The following is a 20,969-nucleotide window of genomic DNA, read 5'->3' as shown; positions in this document are numbered from 1 at the left end:
TCACACGCAATGAGCACGCTATGAGTAAAGACTATAAAGATCTGCTGGTCGCCCTCGACATCGGGACGTCGAAGGTAGTGGCTATCGTCGCCGAGTTGAAGGGCGAGGGCCACTACGAGGTGATCGGCCTCGGCCAGAGCGAATCGAAGGGGCTCAAGAAGGGCGTGGTGGTGAACATCGAAGCCACCGTGCAGTCCATCCAGCGCGCGCTCGAGGAAGCCGAGCTGATGGCCGACTGCAAGATCACGAACGTCTTTACCGGGATCGCCGGCAGCCATATCCGCAGCTTCAATTCGAGCGGCATGGTGGCGATCAAGGAGAAGGAAGTCACGCAGACGGACGTCGCGCGCGTGATCGAGACGGCTAAGGCGATCAACATCCCGACCGATCAGCAGGTGCTGCATATCCTCACGCAGGAATTCATCATCGACGGTCAGGAAGATGTGCGCGAGCCGATCGGCATGAGCGGCATCCGCCTGGAAGTGAAGGTGCATATCGTCACCGGTGCGGTGAGCGCGGCGCAGAACATTGTGAAGTGCGTGCGCCGCTGCGGGCTCGAAGTGAACGATCTGATCCTGCAGCCGCTCGCTTCGTCGCTGGCGGTGCTGACGGAAGACGAAAAGGAACTCGGCGTGGTGCTGGTCGATATCGGCGGCGGCACGACCGATATCGCGATTTTCAGCGAAGGCGCGATTCGTCACACAGCGGTGATTCCGATCGCCGGCGACCAGATTACGAGCGACATCGCGATGGCCTTGCGTACGCCGACGCCGGACGCGGAAGACATCAAGGTCGACTACGGCATTGCGAAGCAGGCTCTGGCCGATCCGGACGAGATGATCGAAGTGCCGGGTCTCGGCGAGCGCGGTCCGCGCACGCTGTCGCGCCAGGCACTGGCAGCGGTGGTCGAGCCGCGGGTCGAAGAACTGTTTTCACTCGTGCAGCAGGTGGTGCGCGAGTCCGGTTATGAAGAACTGCTGAGCTCCGGCGTGGTGCTGACCGGCGGCGCGTCGATGATGCTCGGCATGGTCGAACTCGGCGAGGACATTTTCCTGAAGCCGGTGCGCATTGGTGTGCCGGAATACGCGGGCGGTCTTGCGGACGTCGTGCGTAACCCGCGTTATTCGACGGCGATGGGGCTGCTCGTCGAAGGGCGCTCGCAACGGATGCGCGGCCGCAAGGTCGCGGTGCAGTCGGGGTCGATGGGGCAGGTCTTTACGCGAATGAAAGACTGGTTCCTCGGCAACTTCTAAAAGAATTCGTTTTTGAACGGTTTTACGTAAATACGCGCTGGTGCCGGCGGCCGGCGCGCGACGGGAGGTTGCCCGATCTCCTGCCGAATAACGGCCGAAGTGGCTGCAATTTTTTATCTTGACGGAGGCAACATGGAATTCCAGATGCTGGAAACCGAAACGAACGGCACCATTATCAAGGTGATCGGAGTAGGTGGCGCTGGCGGCAATGCCGTTCAGCACATGATCAACAAAGGCGTGCAAGGCGTCGACTTCATCGTGATGAACACGGACGCGCAGGCTCTGTCGCGTTCGCGCGCTTCCGCGGTGATCCAGCTCGGCAACACGGGTCTGGGCGCCGGCGCCAAGCCGGAAATGGGCCGCGCCGCAGCAGAAGAAGCACGTGAGCGCATCGCCGACGCACTGCGCGGCGCGCACATGGTGTTCATCACCGCTGGCATGGGTGGCGGCACGGGCACGGGCGCAGCACCGGTGGTCGCGCAGATCGCCAAGGAAATGGGTATCTTGACTGTTGGTGTAGTCAGCAAGCCGTTCGAGTTCGAAGGCGGCAAGCGCATGCGTGTGGCAGAAGCCGGTTCGCAGCAACTGGAGGATCACGTCGACTCGCTGATCGTCGTTCTGAACGACAAGCTGTTCGAGGTGATGGGCGATGACGCCGAGATGGACAAGTGCTTCCAGTGCGCAGACGACGTTCTGAACAACGCAGTTGCCGGCATCGCGGAAATCATCAACGTCGACGGTCTGGTGAACGTCGACTTCGAAGACGTGAAGACGGTGATGGGCGAGCAGGGCAAGGCGATGATGGGCACGGCGACGGTTGCCGGCGTCGATCGCGCGCGTCTGGCTGCCGAGCAGGCTGTGGCCAGCCCGCTGCTGGAAGGGGTGGATCTGTCGGGCGCGCGCGGCGTGCTGGTCAACATCACGTCGAGCCGTTCGCTGCGTCTGTCGGAAACGCGCGAAGTGATGAACACCATCAAGAGCTATGCCGCGGAAGACGCAACGGTCATTTTCGGTGCGGTGTACGACGATGCAATGGGCGACGCGCTGCGCGTAACGGTCGTGGCAACGGGTCTGGGCCGCGCGGCGAAGAAGCAGCAATCGGCACCGATGACGCTGCTGCGCACCGGCACCGACAACCAGCCGATCGGCACGCACGCGGCTTACGCACCGCAAACGTCGCACGCAAGCACGGCCGATTACGGCGCGCTGGATACGCCGGCTGTATGGCGCACCTCGCGCGATACGGCGGCTTCGCACGTGCAGGCGCTGCAGGAAAAGGGCGTCGACACGTACGACATTCCGGCATTCCTGCGCAAGCAGGCGGACTGAGCGCACGAGCAGGCTTTCGTTGTCGCGCTGCGGCTTGTAGAAGTGCAGCGCTGGCGGACGAATGCACGAGCGTGGCGGGTGAACGGCGAAAAAGCCGCGTATCGTCTGATTCGCGGCAAGGACGAGTGCCCTCTTCGGATTCGCGAAGCGGATTGGGCAACTGTCGCCGGGCGGCGGAGCCTGTTTTGGGCGAACGCTGAAATCACTGCGACACGACGACGTGCGAGTTTGCTTCGCATCGATGCAAGGGACTGAGCATGATTCAGATAGGTGAAAAGCTGCCCGACGCGACGCTCTTCGAGTTTGTCGAAGATGCGCGCGCGGGTTGCACGCTGGGGCCTAACAGCTTCGACGTGCGCGAGCAGACGGCGGGTAAGCGCGTGGTGATCTTCGGGTTGCCGGGTGCCTTCACGCCGACCTGTTCGGCCAAACATGTACCGGGTTACGTTGAGCATGCCGAGCAGTTGCGCGCTCTTGGCGTCGACGAGATCTGGTGCGTGTCCGTCAACGACGCGTTCGTAATGGGCGCGTGGGGACGCGATCAGCACGCCTCGGGCAAGGTGCGCATGATGGCGGATGGCAGTGCGCTTTTCACGCGAGCACTCGGTCTTGAGCAGGATTTGTCGGCGCGCGGCATGGGAATTCGTTCCCAGCGCTACGCAATGGTTGTCGACGACGGCGTGGTCAAGACGTTGAACGTCGAGGCTGCCGGCAAATTCGAAGTCAGCGATGCAGAGAGTATTCTCGCTACGTTGAGCTAGTTGCGATTGCGTTCGAAGCCACTGCCCCGGGTCTGCGCGCTTACTGCGTTGTATCAGGGCAACGGCATATAAGACGCTTTTGTGACAGGCCGTTACGCGGGCCGATGACCGGAAACGCCTCCGTTCCGGACATCGGCCCGTCACGCTTTCCCTGACGGGCGCCCAAGGGGTAATGCAGAGAAACAGATTGATACGTTCCGTGAAACGACGTCCCTAAGGGTATTGGAGTATACTTCGCGCTATGGAATAAAAAGTCCCGATTGGGATTTTCAATCGAATAGAAGATCACCATGTTGAAGCAGCGCACTATCAAATCAATCGTCAAGACAGTCGGCATCGGCCTGCACTCCGGCCGCAAGGTCGACCTGACGCTCCGCCCGGCGGCGCCGGATACTGGCATCGTGTTTTCGCGCGTGGATTTGCCCACGCCGGTGGATATCCCTGCGTCGGCAATGGCAATTGGCGATACGCGTCTGGCTTCGGTATTGCAGAAAGACGGCGCGCGCGTGTCGACCGTCGAGCATTTGATGTCCGCATGCGCGGGCCTCGGCATCGATAATCTTTATGTCGACGTGACCGCCGAAGAAATTCCGATCATGGACGGCAGTGCGGGTTCGTTCGTGTTTCTGATTCAGTCGGCCGGTATTGAAGAACAGAACGCGGCGAAGAAATTCATCAAGGTCACCAAGCCAATCGAAATTCGCGACGGCGATAAATTCGCGCGTCTCGATCCGTATTTCGGTTTCAAGCTCAAATTCACCATCGATTTCCGTCACCCGGCTGTGGATAAAACCGGCCAGGCGCTGGAAGTGGATTTTGCCAATACGTCGTATGTGCGGGAAATTGCCCGCGCGCGTACGTTCGGCTTTGCGCATGAAGTGGAAATGATGCGCGAACTCGGTTTGGCGCGTGGCGGCAGCATGGATAACGCCATCGTGCTGGACGAATACCGCATTCTGAATAACGACGGGCTGCGTTACGACGACGAATTCGTGAAGCACAAGATGCTCGACGCGATCGGCGATCTGTACGTGATCGGCCATCCGTTGCTGGCTTCGTACACCGCGTACAAGTCGGGCCACGGCCTGAACAACGCGCTGCTGCGCGAGTTGCTGGCGCATGAGGATTCGTACGAGATCGTCACGTTCGAGGACACGCAGAAGGCGCCGCGCGGCTTTGCGTACGAAACGCAGACGGCGTTCGCGTAATTTGCTTAGCCGCTTCGGATGAAATTTCCGAAGCGAATGGATGAAAAATAAGCGGCCCCTGTGGGCCGCTTATTTTTTGTTCAGCGATTTCGCCGATGCCGCGCTGCCATTTTTGCCAAAGCTTCCTGCAACGGCGAGGGGGCGAGCGATTCGGAAAGCGCGTGCAGCGCGTCGGCGCCGACTGGCGTCATGCGCGCCTGCTTGACTGGCGGCGGCTCCTTCAAAGGCTGTGGCCGCACGCGAATCCGCAGTGCATTGACCGGCCAGCCGCGCTGCTGCAGATCCGACAGCAAGCGCGGCTCGATCTGGCGCAGGCGGGCGGCCAGTGCGTTGTGCCCGGCAAACAGGGCCAGTACGCCTTCCTTGATGAAGCTCGGTTCCACGCTGGTCGCCAGATAGTCCGGCAGCAGCTCGCGCAAATCCTTTTCCAGCGCCGCAATCTGCTCGACGCCCGCGCGCAGGGCCGCAAACGCGTCAGTGCGTTTCAGCACTTCGGCGACGGGCTGCGGGCGGCGCGCCTTGAACTGCTGGGGCGGCGGCCTTGAAAAGGACGGAAAACGGCTCATGTTTGACAGTGACGGCGTGTTTGCACCCGATGTGCACTTACGCCGCGATTGTACCGTGCGGGATGCACGCGGATCTGCCTCAATGCGGCCTGTCGGAGGTCGCTGCGGCGGGTTTTTGCGGCTCGCCGTCGTCGCGCCGCTGACACAGGCGCGGGCGGGGGCGCGTGCTAAAATGCCCGATTCGGTGCGACACGCACGCTCGTGTCCGGCGGCTCCACGTTACGGAGCATCGACTAGAGGGTTATTGAGGCAACTCACCATGCCCTCCGCAGGCGGCCACCTTGTGGGCTGCACTTTAAGAAGCAGATGCGACCCTATGGGAAGCATCCTTGTAGTGAAATGGGAAACCGGAGCAATCAGCCGGGGATCTTGTTGCATGGACTTGATTACCGTCAGGTCCCGCCCAGTCAGCGGCTTCACCTCCGCCGACAGGGCGGGGTGATGTTTGCAATTCCTGAGCCTCCAGGCAAGGGTTTCGCTAAACGATACGAGCGAAAGCTCGGTGTGTCATTGTTCGACCTCGTTGCTGAAGATGAGGGTAGTGAACCTGCTGTACGACCAGCAGTAGCCTAGGAGGACATGCGTCACTGGCAACGGTGAGGTGTGAAGCTCTTCTGACAATGTAGCCCCCGGATGTTTCGGGCAGGTCGTTTCCGCGAGGAATCGGTCTGGATACTCCTAGCAGCAAGGGGGTAAGGCGCTAGGCTGGCTGATAGGGTTAACGGAAGTGAACTGCTGATAAACCTCGTTAGCATTGTGTGCCAAAGCTGCTGATAGGCACTGACCAAAAGGTATGCGGTTGGATAGCCCGCTCGAATCTCGGGTTACGTCGTTAGTGATACCGCCGGGGAATAGGCAGAACCTAAGTCAGTCGTGTGACATGCCGGGAACGTGGTAAGCCTGTATGGTTGCCAGCGCAGTTGGGCTGGCAGGCGAACCGTGAGGGACGCTGATGATTGTGCAGGTATGGGAGGACGGAAAAAGCGAAGGCCGGGCTGTAATGGACCGGATAGGGGTTGAGACATCACCTCACGCGAAAGCGGGCAGACTTCCGTCTGGTCTACCGTCGCAAGACGGCTGACTACCCTCTATGAACTTGGTTAGATGCAGGTGCATGCGCCTGTATTGAGTTTTGTTGTTCCCCAGCGGGGTGTATCTACCCCGCTGGGGGAGATGCGCCTTCTGTCTGGGGACTTTTCCAGGTAGGAGAGCAGCATGAAAGTATTTGGTCGAACGACCAGATCTGCGCTTTCCCACGCGCCGGACGATTGGTACGCCGTAGATTGGCGACGAGTTGAGCGGAACGTGAGAGGGATGCAGATTCGAATTGCGAAGGCGACGCGGGAAGGCGACTGGCGCAGGGTGAAAGCCCTGCAACGGATGCTGACTCGCACGTTGTCTGCAAAGCTGTACGCGGTACGACGTGTTACGCAAAACCAGGGTGCGCGAACGGCTGGAGTCGATCGCGAGCTATGGGATTCGCCTGAGAGTCGATGGGAAGCCGTCGACAGGTTGAAGCGGCGCGGATACAAGCCTCTGCCACTACGGAGAGTCTTTATCCCCAAGGCAAATGGGAAGGAACGTCCTCTGGGCATTCCGACCATGCGGGACAGGGCGATGCAAGCTCTGTATCTCTTGGCCTTGGAGCCAGTGTCGGAATCGACGAGCGACCCGAACTCTTACGGGTTCAGGTTGAATCGTTCGACAGCCGACGCGATGTCCCAAATCCGCGTCTGCATGTCCCAAGAGGCCTCGGCCAAATGGGTTTTAGAAGCGGATATCAAGGGGTGCTTCGACCACATCAGTCATGACTGGCTGGAAAACAATGTCCCGATGGACAGAGGAATCCTCCGGAAATGGTTGAAGGCTGGCCTGACTTATCAAGGTCAGCTACGGGCGACTGAGGCCGGTACGCCGCAGGGAGGCATCATCTCCCCGACGTTGGCTAACGTAACGCTGAACGGGCTGGAGCGAGAACTAGCGGTGCATCTCGGTGCAAAACTAGGGATCATGAAAGCCAGAAGGCTGAAGGTGAATGTGGTGCGGTACGCGGACGACTTCGTGATAACCGGTGACTCGAAAGAGATACTGGATCAAGAGGTCCGACCTTGGGTGGAGGCATTCCTGGCGGTTCGAGGGTTGCAGCTATCGGAGGAGAAAACGCGGATCACTCACATTGACGATGGCTTCGATTTCCTTGGGTGGAATTTCCGGAAGTACTCGGGAAAGATGCTCATCAAACCGAGCAAAAAGAACGCGAAAGCGTTCTACAGCAAGGTGGCGGAAGCGATTAGCAGCAACAAGACGGCGAAGCAGGAGGAGATGATCCAACTGCTAAATCCAATGTTGCGCGGATGGGCGCAGTATCACCATCCGGTTACGGCCAAAAAGGCGTACACCCGCATGGAGCATCTGGTGTTCCGGAGGCTCTGGTGGTGGTCCAAGCGGCGACATCCGCGAAAGAGCAACAGTTGGGTGCGACAGAAATACTTCCACTCAATCGACGCTCGACAGTGGGTGTTTGCGGTCCGGACGGTTCGAGACGATGGCAGTTGGGGCCTGATGGAGTTGTACCAACTCAGCGGTACAGCGATCAGGAGACACAAGAAGATCCAAGGAGAATTCAATCCCTTTGATCCGAAGTGGGAGCAATATGGCGAGCAACTGCGGCAGACGCGTCTGTGGGATTCGATGCGCTACCGGAAACAGTGGGCGAAGCTGTACATGTCGCAGAGCGGGCTGTGTGCGCACTGCGGCTGTGCCTTGACGGACGAAACAGGCTGGCACGATCATCATCTGGAATATCGGATGCATGGCGGGTCAGACAAGTTGTCCAACCGGGTCTTGCTTCACCCGCACTGTCACCAGCAGGTACACGTTGGTAAACTTGTAGTAACTAAGCCGGTTCTGTCGTAGACAGAACTTTGTTTGTAGATTTGAGCCGTATGCGGGGAAACTCGCACGTACGGTTCTCGGGGGGCCCGATCTTCGTAAGAAGGTCGGGCTACCCGACAATTCACTCTTGGACTAAGCCGCCGAGGCCCTTCCGACCCCGGAGCGCACGTGCCTCACCGCACGCCGCGAACCAGCCGAAGCCGCGACGCAGACACCGATCCGATGACCACCGGTTTTCTACAGAAGATTTTTGGCAGCCGCAACCAGCGGCTAGTCAAGCAATATCAAAAGACCGTCGCGGCGATCAATGCGCTCGAGCCGCAGATCGAGCAATTGACGGACGATCAACTGCGCGCCAAAACGGGTGAATTCCGCCAGCGTGTCGCGAGTGGCGAGTCGCTCGACAAGCTCCTGCCGGAAGCCTTCGCAGTGTGTCGCGAGGCGAGCAAGCGGGTGCTCAAGATGCGCCACTTCGACGTGCAACTGATCGGCGGCATGGTCCTGCACTACGGCAAGATCGGCGAAATGCGCACCGGCGAAGGCAAGACGCTCGTCGCCACGCTGCCGGTCTACCTGAATGCACTGTCCGGCCGCGGCGTGCACGTCGTCACGGTGAACGACTACCTGGCCCAGCGCGACGCCGAATGGATGGCGCGTCTGTACAACTTCCTCGGTCTGTCGGTCGGCATCAATTTGTCGCAGATGGACCACGCCGCCAAGCAGGAAGCGTACGCCGCCGACATCACGTACGGTACCAACAACGAATTCGGCTTCGACTACCTGCGCGACAACATGGTCTACGAGACCGAAGCGCGCGTGCAACGAGCGCTGAATTTCGCAGTGGTCGACGAGGTGGACTCGATCCTGATCGACGAAGCCCGTACGCCGCTGATCATCTCCGGGCAGGCCGAAGATCACACTGAACTCTATGTGCGCATGAATGCGCTGCCGCCGCTGCTCGAACGCCAGATCGGCGAAGAGAAGGCGGACGGCACCGGCGTCGAAAAGCCGGGCGACTACACGCTGGACGAGAAAGGCCGCCAGGTATTCCTGACGGAATCGGGCCACGAAAAGGCCGAGCGCCTGCTCGCCGAATGGGGCCTGATCGGCGAGGGCGAAAGCCTGTACGCGCCGCAGAACATTACGCTGATGCACCACGTGTATGCCGCACTGCGCGCGCACACGCTGTTCTTCAAGGACCAGCACTACGTCGTGCAGAACGGCGAAGTCGTGATCGTCGACGAATTCACCGGCCGCTTGATGTCGGGCCGCCGCTGGTCGGATGGCTTGCACCAGGCGGTTGAGGCGAAGGAACACGTCAAGATCCAGAGCGAGAACCAGACGCTCGCGTCGATCACGTTCCAGAACTACTTCCGTATGTACGCGAAGCTCTCCGGCATGACCGGTACGGCCGACACCGAAGCGTACGAATTCAACGAGATTTACGGTCTCGAAACGGTCGTGATCCCGACCAACCGTCCGCCGAAGCGGATCGACAAGCAGGATCAGATCTACAAGACTGCGAAGGAGCGGTATGACGCGGTGATCCGCGACATTCGCGATTGCTACGAACGCGGTCAACCGGTGCTGGTCGGTACGACGTCGATTGAAAACTCGGAACTGCTTTCGCATCTGCTGAAGCAGGCCGGTTTGCCGCACGAAGTGCTGAACGCCAAGCAGCACGCGCGCGAAGCGGAGATCGTCGCCGAAGCGGGCCGTCCGAAGCGTGTCACGATCGCCACCAACATGGCCGGTCGTGGTACCGACATCGTGCTCGGCGGCAACGCCGAAAAGCAGGCGTCGTTCATCGAACAGGATGAAACGCTTTCCGATGTAGAGAAGCAGACGCGCATCCAGAAGCTGCACGACGAATGGCAGGCGCTGCATGATCAAGTGAAGGCCGCGGGCGGTCTGCACATCATCGGCACCGAGCGTCACGAATCACGCCGGATCGACAATCAGTTGCGCGGCCGTGCCGGCCGTCAGGGCGACCCGGGTTCTTCGCGCTTCTATCTGTCGCTGGAAGATCCGCTGCTGCGTATTTTCGCGGGCGATCGCGTGCGCGCGATCATGGATCGCCTGAAGATGCCGGAAGGCGAGGCGATCGAGGCGGGCATCGTGTCGCGTTCGATCGAATCGGCGCAGCGCAAGGTTGAAGCGCGCAACTTCGACGTTCGCAAGCAATTGCTTGAATACGACGATGTGTCGAACGATCAGCGCAAGGTGATCTATCAGCAGCGCAATGAATTGCTCGAGGCAAACGACATCACCGAGACCATTGGCGCCATGCGTCATGGCGTGATCGCCGATATCGTTCATCAGTTCGTGCCGGCCGGCAGCATCGAAGAGCAGTGGGAAGTGCCCGAGCTGGAAGAAGTGCTGCGCAACGAATGGCAGCTCGACCTCGCGATCCAGGAAATGATCAACGAGTCGAACTCGATCAGCGCGGACGAGATTCTCGAAGCCGTCGAAGCCGCTGCGGACGAAGCGTATGAATCGAAGGTCGAACAGGTCGGCCGCGAATCGTTCAGCGCGTTCGAACGTTCGATCATGCTGCAAACGCTGGACCGTAGCTGGCGCGAGCATCTGGCTGCGCTCGATCACCTGCGCCAGGGCATCCATCTGCGCGGTTATGCGCAGAAGAATCCGAAGCAGGAATACAAGCGCGAGGCGTTCGAACTGTTCGCCGCGATGCTCGACGCCGTGAAGCTCGAAGTCACCCGGGTGGTGATGAACGTGCAGATCCAGTCGCCGGAACAGCTGGAGCAGGCCGCCGAGCAGTACGAAGAGCAGGGTAGCCACCTCGAAAACGTCGAATTCCGCCACGCCGAATTCGCCGAGGCAGCAGCGGCAGCGCCTGCCGCCGCGGAGGCGGCTACCGCCGCGATGATCGGCGACGCGATGAGCCACGGCCCGTCGCACGCCGCCGCGCCGGACCTGAGCGCGGATAACGTGCCGAAGGTGGGCCGCAACGACCCGTGCCCGTGCGGCAGCGGCAAGAAGTACAAGCAGTGTCACGGTAGGATCGCATAATGGCGAAAGCGGCGCGCTTTAAGCGCGCCGCTTCGTTTTACCCAGCGCTTTGCTGGTGATTTCGCGGTGGTTCGGCAACGCGCTCGAGCCATCAGTTTCCGTTTCCATCGATGCCGGCGCCTGCCGGCATTTTCTTCGACAGGTCGCGACCATGGCTGTCAATTTCCCTTCGATCGATCCCGCTCAACTCCACCCCGTCGCCGGCGTCACGCTGGGCTGGGCAGAGGCGAATATCCGCAAACCGAACCGCAAGGACGTGCTGGTCATCTCCGTGGGCGATGGCGCGACAGTAGGCGGCGTGTTCACGCAGAATCGCTTTTGTGCCGCGCCCGTCACCGTGTGCCGTGAGAATCTGGAGCGTGTACGGCAGGGCGGCAAGCCGATTCGCGCGCTGGTGATCAACACCGGCAACGCGAACGCAGGCACGGGCGAACCCGGCCTCGTCGCTGCACGCGAAACCTGCGCCGAACTCGCGCGTCTCGCGGACATCGCGCCGGAGCAGGTTTTGCCGTTTTCGACGGGCGTGATTCTGGAACCGCTGCCGGTCGATCGTCTGAAGGCGGGGCTGCCCGCTGCGCTGGCAAACCGCAAGGAAGCCAACTGGTACGACGCCGCCCAGGCGATCATGACCACGGACACGCTGCCGAAAGCCGTCTCGCGCCAGGTCACGATCGAGGGGCACACGGTCACGCTCACCGGCATCAGCAAGGGCGCCGGCATGATCAAGCCGAACATGGCGACCATGCTCGGTTTCCTCGCGTTCGACGCTGCTGTCGCGCAACCGGTGCTCGACGCATTGGTCAAGCACGTGGCGGACCGCTCGTTCAACTGCATTACGATCGACGGCGATACATCGACCAACGATTCTTTCATCCTGATTGCTTCGGGCAAATCGAGCCTGCCGGCGATCACGTCCACCGATTCGCCCGCTTATGCAGCGCTGCGCGACGCGGTGACCGAAGTCGCCCAGACCCTTGCGCAACTGATCGTGCGCGACGGCGAAGGTGCGACCAAATTCATGACCGTGCATGTGGAAGGCGGCTCGAGCGCCGGCGAATGCCGCCAGATCGCTTATGCGATTGGGCATTCGCCGCTCGTGAAGACGGCTTTCTATGCATCGGATCCGAATCTCGGCCGCATTCTCGCGGCCATCGGCTATGCCGGCGTGGACGATCTCGACGTCGGCAAGATCGATCTGTATCTGGACGACGTGCTGGTCGCCACTGCCGGCGGCCGCAATCCGGCCTACCGCGAAGAAGATGGCCAGCGCGTCATGAAGAAGAGCGAGATCGGCATTCGCGTCGTACTCGGCCGCGGCAATGCGCAAGCCACGATCTGGACTTGCGATCTGTCGCACGACTACGTGAGCATTAACGCCGACTATCGTTCGTAACCAGGTTCATTACGCGGCGTTTTGGCCGCTTATCTCCCAGCCATGGACAAACTCGAACAGTTTCTGACCCGGGCCGAAGCCGTGCTCGTTCGCCTTGAAGCGATGCTTCCGCCTGCCCAACCCGAGATCGACTGGTCGGCGGCGGTCGCCTTTCGCTGGCGCAAACGCCAGGGGCGCGGCTATTTGCAGCCGGTTCCGGCCATCTCGTCGATCACGCTCGACGATCTGCAAAACATCGATCGCCAGAAGGGGTTGATCGAGCAGAACACGCGTCAGTTCGTACACAAGCAGCCGGCTAACAACGTGCTGCTGACCGGTGCGCGCGGCACGGGCAAGTCGTCGCTGATCAAAGCTTGCCTGAACGCCTATGCAAAGGACGGGCTGCGCCTGATCGAAGTGGACAAAGACGATTTGCGCGATCTGGGCGATATCGTCGATCTGATCGCGCAACGACCGGAGCGCTTCGTGGTGTTCTGCGACGACCTGTCGTTCGAAGACGGCGAGTCGGGCTACAAGGCACTGAAGGTCGCGCTGGATGGCTCGATCGCGGCACAGTCGGACAGCGTGCTGATCTACGCAACGTCGAACCGCCGCCATCTGTTGCCCGAGTACATGAGCGACAACGAGACGTACAAGCACACGTCCGACGGCGAGATTCATCCGGGCGAACTGGTCGAGGAAAAGATCTCGCTGTCCGAGCGCTTCGGCTTGTGGGTTAGCTTCTATCCGTTCAAGCAGGACGACTATCTGTCGATCATCGGTCACTGGCTGCGCCATTTTGGCTGCGACGACGCGGAAGTCGAGGCGGCGCGCGGCGATGCGCTGGTTTGGGCGCTGGAGCGCGGGTCCCGCTCGGGGCGCGTCGCGTGGCAATTCGCGCGCGACTGGTCTGGCCGGAAGACCCCGGCATGAGCGACGCGCAGAAGAACGCGGCTGGCCGCCCGGTGACCGAGGTGGCCGTGGGCGTGCTGGTTCAGTCCGATGGACACTATCTGCTGGCGCAGCGGCCGGCCGGCAAGCCGTACGAAGGCTATTGGGAGTTTCCGGGTGGCAAGCTGGAGCCGGGCGAATCGGTCGAGGCCGCGCTAGCCCGTGAGTTGCACGAGGAACTAGGGATCGACGTCAAGGTGAGTCATCTTTGGCGCACGCTCGAGCATGACTACCCGCACGCCTATGTGCGACTGTTTTTTTGCAAAGTGACAGAGTGGACCGGCGAGCCGCACGGCCGCGAGGGCCAGGCATTTGTCTGGCAGACACTCCCGGCGACGGTCTCACCGTTGTTGCCGGCGGCGATCCCCGTACTGGAATGGCTCGCGGCTGAAAAGAACTAGGAAGATGGCGCGCGGCTGCCGGCGGCGCTGCGTGAGCAGCGTCGCCCCGGAGAGAGCGGCATTGCTGCGCGCCTACACTGCTTAATGCGGGTTGTAGTCTCCACCAGGTGATTCATCTGACGGCGTTTCTTCATCCGTGCCGCCTATCCTGTACTTCTCAGCGGCCCAGGCGCCGAGGTCGATCTGCTTGCAGCGGTCGGAGCAGAATGGGCGGAAGCGGTTTTCAGGGGTCCAGCGGACGTCCTTTCCGCAAGTGGGGCATTTGACGACGGTAGGCATACGGTCAGGCGGGCGATCGGAAGCGGAACAAGTAACGAATATAGGGGCAATTTTCGCCGCTTTAAAGGCGTGCCCCACGGTTCGGTTCTAAAGGGCGGATTACAGGCTGCAAAGCGTAAGCTGGAAGGGCACGTCGACATCTACCGCGCGCGGACGCAAATCGCCGTCCTGCACCGTGAAGCGTACCCAAAGCATGTACTTGTTAGCGCTGGCCTCAGGAATCACCCGCAATTCAGGTGCCACCCGTACTTGCATCAGCTGGTATGAACGGCCCGACAGCATCTGCTGATAGCTGCCCTGCATCGCCATGACCTTGGACGCCTGACCGGATTCGCGCGCGAGACGCAGAACGATGGTTGCCGCATCGCGCAAGGGCAACAACGGCGTGACCCATTTGGCGATGTCCTGCCGACGCTGATCGGGATGAATCTGCTGCCACGCGTAGTACGAAGGCAAATCGAACTTGCAGGTGCCGCCCGGGATGATCGCGCGGCTGCGGATGCTGGCGAGCCACTCGTTGTCTGCCAGATGCTGGCCGGTTTTGCCTTGCATCTGTGAAAGCCCCGTCAACGTCTGCTCGATCTCTCCCAGCACTGCCTCCAGCGCGTTCTGCTCGATGCCCGGATTGCCCCGGAACGGCGCCAGGGTTTGCCGCTGGCGCTCCAGTTCCTTCATCAGATCGGACTTCAGATCCGCGCGACCCGCTACCTCTGAGATTTCGAACAACGTTGTCAGTGCGACGTGGTGTTCCCGGGCGTCTTCCTGAGTCAGAAAGAAGGTGAAGCGCTCGAACAGATCTTCGAGGCGCAATAGCGTCCGGATTCGCTCGTTGAAGGGATACTCGTAAAGGATCAAGCGGGCTCGCCTCGGGCGTGGTCGGTGACAGGAATGCAGAACATTCTAATGCCGTGAGACTACCCTAGCAATCACGCACTTTTTCAGCGCGCTTTCGCAATTTTTTTCACGTGTTTCGAGTGGTTTTCGGAGCGCTTCGGCTCGCGTGCCGCCGCAAAGTTCAACAAAACTGTGTGTTCGGTACACCGCGGCCCATCACGGCCCGTGCGCTTATGCAGCGGTCAGTGCCAGATAGGCGCGATGCTGCGCGTCGACCTGCGCCTTGACCGCATCCAGCGGCGCGTTGTCGTTGTTGATGATGTCGTCGGCTGCGGCGAGGCGCGCTTCGCGCGTTGCCTGGCGGGCGATGATCGCCAGAACCTGTTCGCGGCTGAACCCGTTGCGGCTCATCACGCGCGCGATTTGCGTCTCGACGCTGCAATCGACCGTCAGCACGCGGTTCACGCGCGTTTTCCAGTTGCCCGACTCCACCAGCAGCGGTACGACCACGATCACGTATGGCCCTTGCGCTTCACGCTGTTCGCGTTCGGTCTCCGCACGGATCAACGGATGCGTAATGCCTTCGAGGCGTTTGCGGGCACCGTCGTCGCTGAACACCAGCGTGCGCATGCGGGCGCGGTCGAGCGAGCCATCCGCGGCAACGAACGAATCGCCGAACTCCGCGGCGATCTGGGGCATTGCGATGCCGTGCGGCGCCGTAATGCGGTGCGCAATCACGTCGGTGTCGACAAGCGGTACGCCGTGCGCAGCGAACAGGTCGGCCACAGTGGATTTACCGCTGCCGATGCCGCCGGTCAGTCCCACAACAAACATGCTTCAGCCTCCCAAGGCCAGATAAAGCGGTGTGCCGAGAAACAGCGTAACAGCACCGCCCGCTGCGAGAAATGGCCCGAACGGCAGCGGCTCTTCAAAGCGCATGCGACCGCGCCATGTCGCCGCGAGGCCGACCACGGCACCGGTTACCGCCGCGATCAGGATGATCTGCGGAAGCGCTGCCCAGCCAAGCCATGCGCCGAGCGCAGCCAGCAGTTTGAAGTCACCATAACCCATCCCTTCAATGCCGCGCACCAGCCGGAACAGCCAATGCACGGCCCACAGCACGAGATAGCCGAAGATCGCGCCCAGCACGGCATCGTGGAGGCTTGCGAACACACCGTTGAAATTCACGATCAGGCCGGCCCACAGGAGCGGCAGCGTCATCGAGTCCGGCAGCAGATGCGTGTCGATGTCGATCGCGCTCATTGCCAGCAGCGCGGCGCATAGTCCGAAGGCCGCGAGTGCCGTGCCGGTCGGCCCATACAGTGCGAGCGCCCCTGCCGCGAAGGCTGCGGTGGCGATTTCGAGCAGCGGGTAGCGCAGGCTGATGCGAGTTTTGCACGCGGAGCAGCGTCCGCGTAACAACAGGTAGCTCAGCACCGGCAGGTTTTCCCATGCGTTGAGCACATGGCCGCAGTGGGGGCATGCGCTGCGTGGCACCCACAGGTTGTAGCGGGCGGGTAGGCCGTCGTTTTCAAGCGGTTGTTCGGTGGCCTCGCTGACCTCTTCGCGCCACGCGCGCTCCAGCATGATCGGCACGCGGTGCACCACCACGTTCAGGAAGCTGCCGATCACCAGGCCGAATACGATTGCGAATGCAATTTGCAGGCCTTCGGGCAAGCTGCCGAACGCGAGTTCGAGCCTCGTTGCCAAGTGGCCGGACAACAGACCCGAAAGCAGGCTGGAAGAGGTATCTGACACGAGCGGAATGGTGGCCTGCATATAAAAAGGGTGGGATTCGGCTGCGATGCTACACCACGTTGCCGAGTTGAATAATGGGAAGATACATCGCGATCACGAGGCCACCGACCAGCGTACCCAGCACGATGATGACGAGAGGCTCGCACAGACCCGAGAGCGTGCCGATCTTTTCGTCTACCTGACGATCGGCGAGCGACGCCACATCGATCAGCATGGTGTCGAGCGCTCCGGACTCCTCGGCAACCGCGACCGGTTGCACGACCTCAGGTGGAAAGCAGTGCGCTGCTCGCATTGCCGCGGCCAGCCGCTCGCCGCGCCGCAACCGCGCGGCAATCTCCACCGTGGCACGGTCGAAGAAAGCGTTGCCGGTGGCGTGAGTGAGTGAGTCGAACGCGTCCGCGAGTGGTGTGCCGGCTGAGAGCAAAGTGCCCAGCGCGCGACTCCAGCGCGCCGCGCACAAGGTCCGAAGCAATGGACCGGCGATCGGGATTGTCAGCGATGTGCGCGCGAACCGGATGCGCGCCGCTTCGGAACGTCGTAACAGAAATGTCACAGCCGACCCTGTTGCGAAGGTCACGGCGACCAGAGGAATGCTCCAACGCGCGGCGCCTGCGGACAAAGCCAGCACGAACTGTGTTGGTGCGGGCAGCTTCGCCCCGAAGCCATCGAAGATCTGCTTGAAGGTGGGGACGACCCAGATCAGCAGCGCCGCGGTAATCGCTATAGCGAGTAACAGGATGGCCACCGGATACGTCAGCGCCGCGCGCACCTTGGCCCGCTGCGCGGCGGCGCGTTCGCGGTCGTCGGCGAGCCGGGCGAGGATCGTTGCCAATGCGCCGGCCGCTTCGCCAACCTCGACGAGCTGACAGTACAAGGCATTGAACTGCGCCGGATGCCGCTGCAATGCCGCTGAGAACCGCAGGCCGCTGGTGATATCGCGCGCCAGCGCGCCGACGATTCGGGGCATGCCTTGCCGGGGCGAACCTTGCGCTTGCGCGAGCAGTTCCAGCGAGGGGGCGAGCGGCAGACCGGCGCGCAACAGGCTGGCAAGCTGACGAGTGAATATCGTCACGTCGTTGGCGCGAGTTTTGGGGCGTGGTGCAGGCCCGTGGGCCGCCAGTTCGACGATGAACAGATTGTCGCGCTTGAGCATCGCGCGCGCGGCGCCGGCATCTGGCGCCACGAGCGCGCCACTTTGTTGCATGCCGTTGACGTCGACACCGCGCCATCTGAAGCGCAAATCGGCGGCTGACTGAGTAGGCGCGGCGGTGCTCATGCGACCTCGGTGGCGGCCAGCGCTTCAGAAAGGCTCGTCGTGCCGTCGCGCACACGCGCCAAGGCCGCGTCGCGCAAGGTGGCGACGTGCTCAGCTTGTGCGAGCCGAGCCAACTCCAGGGTGCCCGCGCGTGCCACGATCAGCTCGCGCATCGCATCCGAGACAGGCATCACCTGGTGAACCCCGACGCGGCCGCGGTAGCCGATACCGTGGCAAGCGGCGCATCCGGCGGCGCCGAATGGTTGCCAGCCGTCGAGGTGCTCGTCGGCGAAGCCCGCTGCTCGCAGCGCCGCCGCCGATTGCGGCGCGGGTGCGCGGCACGCCACGCACAGCCGCCGCACCAGCCGCTGGGCCGTCACCATCTTTAGCGCGGCGGCCAGGTTGTACGGCTCGACGCCGATGTCGATCAGACGCGCGACGGCAGCAGGCGCGTCGTTCGTGTGCAAGGTGGACAGAACGAGGTGGCCGGTTTGCGCCGCCTTGACGGCGACGTCGGCGGTTTCGTCGTCGCGGATTTCGCCCACCATGATCACATCGGGGTCCTGACGGAGGAACGCGCGCAGCGCCAGCGCGAATGTCAGGCCGGCCTTTTCCCGCACACTCACCTGGTTGATCCCTGCCAATTGAATTTCCGCCGGATCTTCTACTGAGCACAGATTGCGTGCCTCGTCGTTGAGCATATGCAGGAAGCAGTACAACGACAGCGTCTTGCCGCTGCCGGTGGGCCCGGTGACGAGCACGAGGCCGTGCGGCGCGCGAATCGCCGCATCGACTGCTGCACGTTGCTGTGGATCGAGGCCCAATGAGTCGAGCGAAAGATCCGTGGGCAACGCGTCGAGTCTGCGCAGCACCAGCTTTTCTCCGAACAGGGTAGGCAGCGAGTTGACGCGGTAGTCTTCGACGCGGCCTGGCGAGGTGGCAAGACGCAGCCGCCCGTCCTGCGGTACGCGCCGCTCGGCGATGTCCATGCGCGCCAGTACTTTCACCCGCGTGATGAATGCGTCGCGCAGATGCGCAGGGGGTGGGGGGGATTTCGTGCAGCACGCCGTCGATGCGCAAACGCATGCGCCAGCCACGCTCGGCCGGTTCGATGTGCAGGTCCGATGCATTACGGCGGGTTGCCTCCTGCAACGTATCGGTTAGCAGGCGTACCGCAGGCGCGCTGTCGGAATCGGTGGGGCTGGGCTCAAGCCTCGTGCCGACAGCGGCGTTCGCCGAAAAGCCGTTGGCCCTGGGTTTGAGTGAGCCTTCGCTATCGGCGGCAATCGCCCGCAGCGACGCCGCTTGTTGAAAAGAATCTTGCATGAGAGACCGGTGACAAGCCGCCTGTAGAACACGACGACCCCATCATCCGGGAAGGCCGCGGGCGCCACCATTCAGCCAATCGGCTAATGGTGCGCACCGCGTCCATGTGCAATGCTGCGGTCTGCCGTGCTTAGCCGCGCAGAGCCTTGACGGCTTTCGCACCCGCGCGAACAGGTGGTTTGAACAGCTTGACGGTACGGATCGCCTGGTCGTCGCTGCGCATTACCTCGAGTTTCACCTCGCCGATCTGAACGCACACGTCGCCATCGGGAATGTCTTCGAGTATTTCGAGAATCAGCCCGTTGAGCGTTTTGGGTCCGTCGGTCGGCAGGGTGAGATGCAGCCAGCGGTTCAGTTCGCGCAGGGGCATGCTGCCGGCAACGATACATTCGCCGTTCTCGTTCCAGCCGCCACGCGAATTGGCGCCACGCGGAATCGAGGTCGTGAACTCACCGATCAGTTCTTCGATGATGTCTTCCGGCGTGACCAGCCCCTGCAACTCGCCGTATTCGTTCACGACCAGCGCCGTGCGGTGACGGCTCTCCTGGAAGTACTGCAGTTGCTGGAATACCGGTGTACCGGACGGCACGAAATACGGTTCGGCCAGCAACTCGCGCAGCGTCTCGCGCTCCAGTTCCTGGTTGTGCAAGGCGGCCAGTGTTTTTCTCACGTGCAGCACACCAAGCACACGGTCGATGTCGCCCTGATAGACGATCAGCTTGTTGTGGTAGCAGGTTTCCAACTGGTGCAGGATCTGTTCGAACGGTGCGTCGAAGTCGAGCGCCTCGATACGGCGGCGCGGGATCATCACGTCGTCGACGGAGATGTTCTCGAGATCGAACAGGTTCAACAGAATGCTGCGGTGCTTGGTCGGCATGAAGCTGCCCGATTCGAGCACGATGGTGCGCAGTTCTTCGGTGGAAAGCCGTTGGTCGTGCGCGCCTTTGGTGTTGATATGCAGGACGCGTAAGATCGTGTTCGCGAACAGATTGACGAACCAGACGAGCGGTTTGCCGATGCGCATCATCGGTGCGATCAGCAGGCTGGCCGGCAGCGCGATCTTCTCGGGGAACGTAGCGCCGACGATTTTCGGCGTGATTTCCGCGAACACGATAATCAGAAACGCGACGATGCCGGTCGCGATCGACAGCACCACGTTGTTACGGCCGAACGTATGCAGCGCGATCGAGGTGGTGAGCACCGGGATGATGGTGTTGAACAGATTGTTGCCGATCAGGACTACGCTCAACAACTGGTCGGTATGCGCCAGCAGACCCTGAGTGGTCTTCGCGCCGAGCGCATTCTTGTTGGCAAGGTGTTTCAGGCGATGGCGGTTGATCGCCATCATCGCCGTTTCGGAAATCGAAAAGAAGCTGGAGCAGATAAGCAGCAGAAAGACGGCGCCGATCTGCGCCCATAAGGGAAGTTGTTCCACGCGTCGTGAAGGGTAGGGAAGGGATGGAGAGAATATAGCAGAGGGGGCCGGGCGAACCGGTGGGCGGATGAAGCAGCAATGCCGCGGTAGCCGATCGCCCGCAAACGCAAGGTATCGATCGGCAGCGCGAAATTGCGACTCAAAAACAAAAAACCGCCAAGCAAGCTGGGCGGTTTTTCGGGCCTTGAACTAACAAGGCAAATCTGGTCGGGGTGAGAGGATTCGAACCTCCGGCCTCTACGTCCCGAAGAATGCGCACAGCGCGAATCAACGTTGTTTTTAAAGGAATTTCTCACAAAGTACTACACAAAGT

Annotated in this window: 16 protein-coding genes and 1 pseudogene; 9 read left to right on the top strand and 8 right to left on the bottom strand. The window is 61.4% G+C overall.

Features of this window, described 5'->3' with window-relative positions:
* Nucleotides 1-20: 20 nt before the first annotated feature.
* The 4 genes from ftsA to lpxC all read left to right on the top strand — a co-directional run bounded on the left by ftsA (nucleotide 21) and on the right by lpxC (nucleotide 4,551).
* The gene (ftsA, locus tag AC57B6_RS08520; RefSeq protein ID WP_007180311.1) at nucleotides 21-1,253 is read left to right on the top strand and encodes a cell division protein FtsA; all 1,233 of its coding nucleotides are present in this window, start codon (nucleotides 21-23) and stop codon (nucleotides 1,251-1,253) included.
* Between the two features lie 132 nt (nucleotides 1,254-1,385).
* Nucleotides 1,386-2,582 carry a cell division protein FtsZ gene (gene ftsZ, locus AC57B6_RS08515; RefSeq protein ID WP_028196488.1) on the top strand — a complete coding sequence of 399 codons (1,197 nt, stop codon included), beginning with the start codon at nucleotides 1,386-1,388 and terminating at the stop codon, nucleotides 2,580-2,582.
* Nucleotides 2,583-2,839: 257 nt separating this feature from the next.
* Nucleotides 2,840-3,343, top strand: a complete 504-nt coding sequence (locus tag AC57B6_RS08510) for a peroxiredoxin (protein ID WP_028196487.1) — start codon at nucleotides 2,840-2,842, stop codon at nucleotides 3,341-3,343.
* A gap of 290 nt (nucleotides 3,344-3,633) precedes the next feature.
* The gene (lpxC, locus tag AC57B6_RS08505; RefSeq protein ID WP_028196486.1) at nucleotides 3,634-4,551 is read left to right on the top strand and encodes a UDP-3-O-acyl-N-acetylglucosamine deacetylase; all 918 of its coding nucleotides are present in this window, start codon (nucleotides 3,634-3,636) and stop codon (nucleotides 4,549-4,551) included.
* An 80-nt stretch (nucleotides 4,552-4,631) separates the two neighbouring features.
* Here lpxC and AC57B6_RS08500 read toward each other — a convergent pair whose 3' ends face one another.
* Nucleotides 4,632-5,117 carry a DciA family protein gene (locus tag AC57B6_RS08500; RefSeq protein WP_028196485.1) on the bottom strand — a complete coding sequence of 162 codons (486 nt, stop codon included), beginning with the start codon at nucleotides 5,115-5,117 and terminating at the stop codon, nucleotides 4,632-4,634.
* A 1,215-nt stretch (nucleotides 5,118-6,332) separates the two neighbouring features.
* On the opposite strand from AC57B6_RS08500, the gene ltrA reads away from it, so the two are divergent.
* From ltrA to AC57B6_RS08475, 5 genes are all read left to right on the top strand, one after another.
* Entirely contained in the window at nucleotides 6,333-8,033 is a 1,701-nt protein-coding gene (gene ltrA, locus AC57B6_RS08495; RefSeq protein ID WP_496420985.1) for a group II intron reverse transcriptase/maturase, read from the top strand.
* 201 nt (nucleotides 8,034-8,234) lie between these two features.
* The gene (secA, locus tag AC57B6_RS08490; protein WP_496420988.1) at nucleotides 8,235-11,045 is read left to right on the top strand and encodes a preprotein translocase subunit SecA; all 2,811 of its coding nucleotides are present in this window, start codon (nucleotides 8,235-8,237) and stop codon (nucleotides 11,043-11,045) included.
* A 151-nt stretch (nucleotides 11,046-11,196) separates the two neighbouring features.
* Nucleotides 11,197-12,438, top strand: coding sequence for a bifunctional glutamate N-acetyltransferase/amino-acid acetyltransferase ArgJ (argJ, locus tag AC57B6_RS08485; protein ID WP_253045478.1), 1,242 nt, complete (start codon nucleotides 11,197-11,199; stop codon nucleotides 12,436-12,438).
* 42 nt (nucleotides 12,439-12,480) lie between these two features.
* Nucleotides 12,481-13,350, top strand: coding sequence for an ATP-binding protein (locus tag AC57B6_RS08480; protein ID WP_496420984.1), 870 nt, complete (start codon nucleotides 12,481-12,483; stop codon nucleotides 13,348-13,350).
* Entirely contained in the window at nucleotides 13,347-13,769 is a 423-nt protein-coding gene (locus tag AC57B6_RS08475; protein ID WP_029673768.1) for an NUDIX domain-containing protein, read from the top strand. The genes AC57B6_RS08480 and AC57B6_RS08475 overlap by 4 nt, the downstream gene beginning before the upstream one ends.
* Nucleotides 13,770-13,850: 81 nt before the next feature.
* On the opposite strand, the gene yacG is transcribed toward AC57B6_RS08475, so the two are convergent.
* From yacG to AC57B6_RS08440, 7 genes and pseudogenes are all read right to left on the bottom strand, one after another.
* Nucleotides 13,851-14,048 (bottom strand): DNA gyrase inhibitor YacG, encoded by a 198-nt coding sequence (gene yacG, locus AC57B6_RS08470; protein WP_028196481.1) that lies wholly within the window; start codon nucleotides 14,046-14,048, stop codon nucleotides 13,851-13,853.
* A gap of 99 nt (nucleotides 14,049-14,147) precedes the next feature.
* Nucleotides 14,148-14,903: a cell division protein ZapD gene (gene zapD, locus AC57B6_RS08465; RefSeq protein WP_028196480.1), complete on the bottom strand. Its 756-nt coding sequence runs from the start codon at nucleotides 14,901-14,903 to the stop codon at nucleotides 14,148-14,150.
* Between the two features lie 210 nt (nucleotides 14,904-15,113).
* On the bottom strand, nucleotides 15,114-15,716 hold the full coding sequence (gene coaE / locus AC57B6_RS08460) for a dephospho-CoA kinase (protein WP_496420983.1): 603 nt from the start codon (nucleotides 15,714-15,716) through the stop codon (nucleotides 15,114-15,116).
* 3 nt (nucleotides 15,717-15,719) lie between these two features.
* Nucleotides 15,720-16,661, bottom strand: a complete 942-nt coding sequence (locus tag AC57B6_RS08455; protein WP_106354127.1) for a prepilin peptidase — start codon at nucleotides 16,659-16,661, stop codon at nucleotides 15,720-15,722.
* Nucleotides 16,662-16,689: 28 nt separating this feature from the next.
* The gene (locus AC57B6_RS08450) at nucleotides 16,690-17,916 is read right to left on the bottom strand and encodes a type II secretion system F family protein (protein WP_183796278.1); all 1,227 of its coding nucleotides are present in this window, start codon (nucleotides 17,914-17,916) and stop codon (nucleotides 16,690-16,692) included.
* Nucleotides 17,913-19,221 (bottom strand): annotated as a pseudogene (locus tag AC57B6_RS08445) (GspE/PulE family protein). The gene AC57B6_RS08450 and the pseudogene AC57B6_RS08445 overlap by 4 nt, the downstream one beginning before the upstream one ends.
* A 130-nt stretch (nucleotides 19,222-19,351) precedes the next feature.
* Nucleotides 19,352-20,656: an HlyC/CorC family transporter gene (locus AC57B6_RS08440; protein WP_028196475.1), complete on the bottom strand. Its 1,305-nt coding sequence runs from the start codon at nucleotides 20,654-20,656 to the stop codon at nucleotides 19,352-19,354.
* Nucleotides 20,657-20,969: the final 313 nt, after the last annotated feature.

This window comes from Paraburkholderia sp. BGA-UO-ETr-F12, from assembly GCF_059567945.1.
The sequence above is the reverse complement of the archived record's forward strand: the minus strand, read 5'-3'. Positions and strand labels throughout refer to the sequence as shown.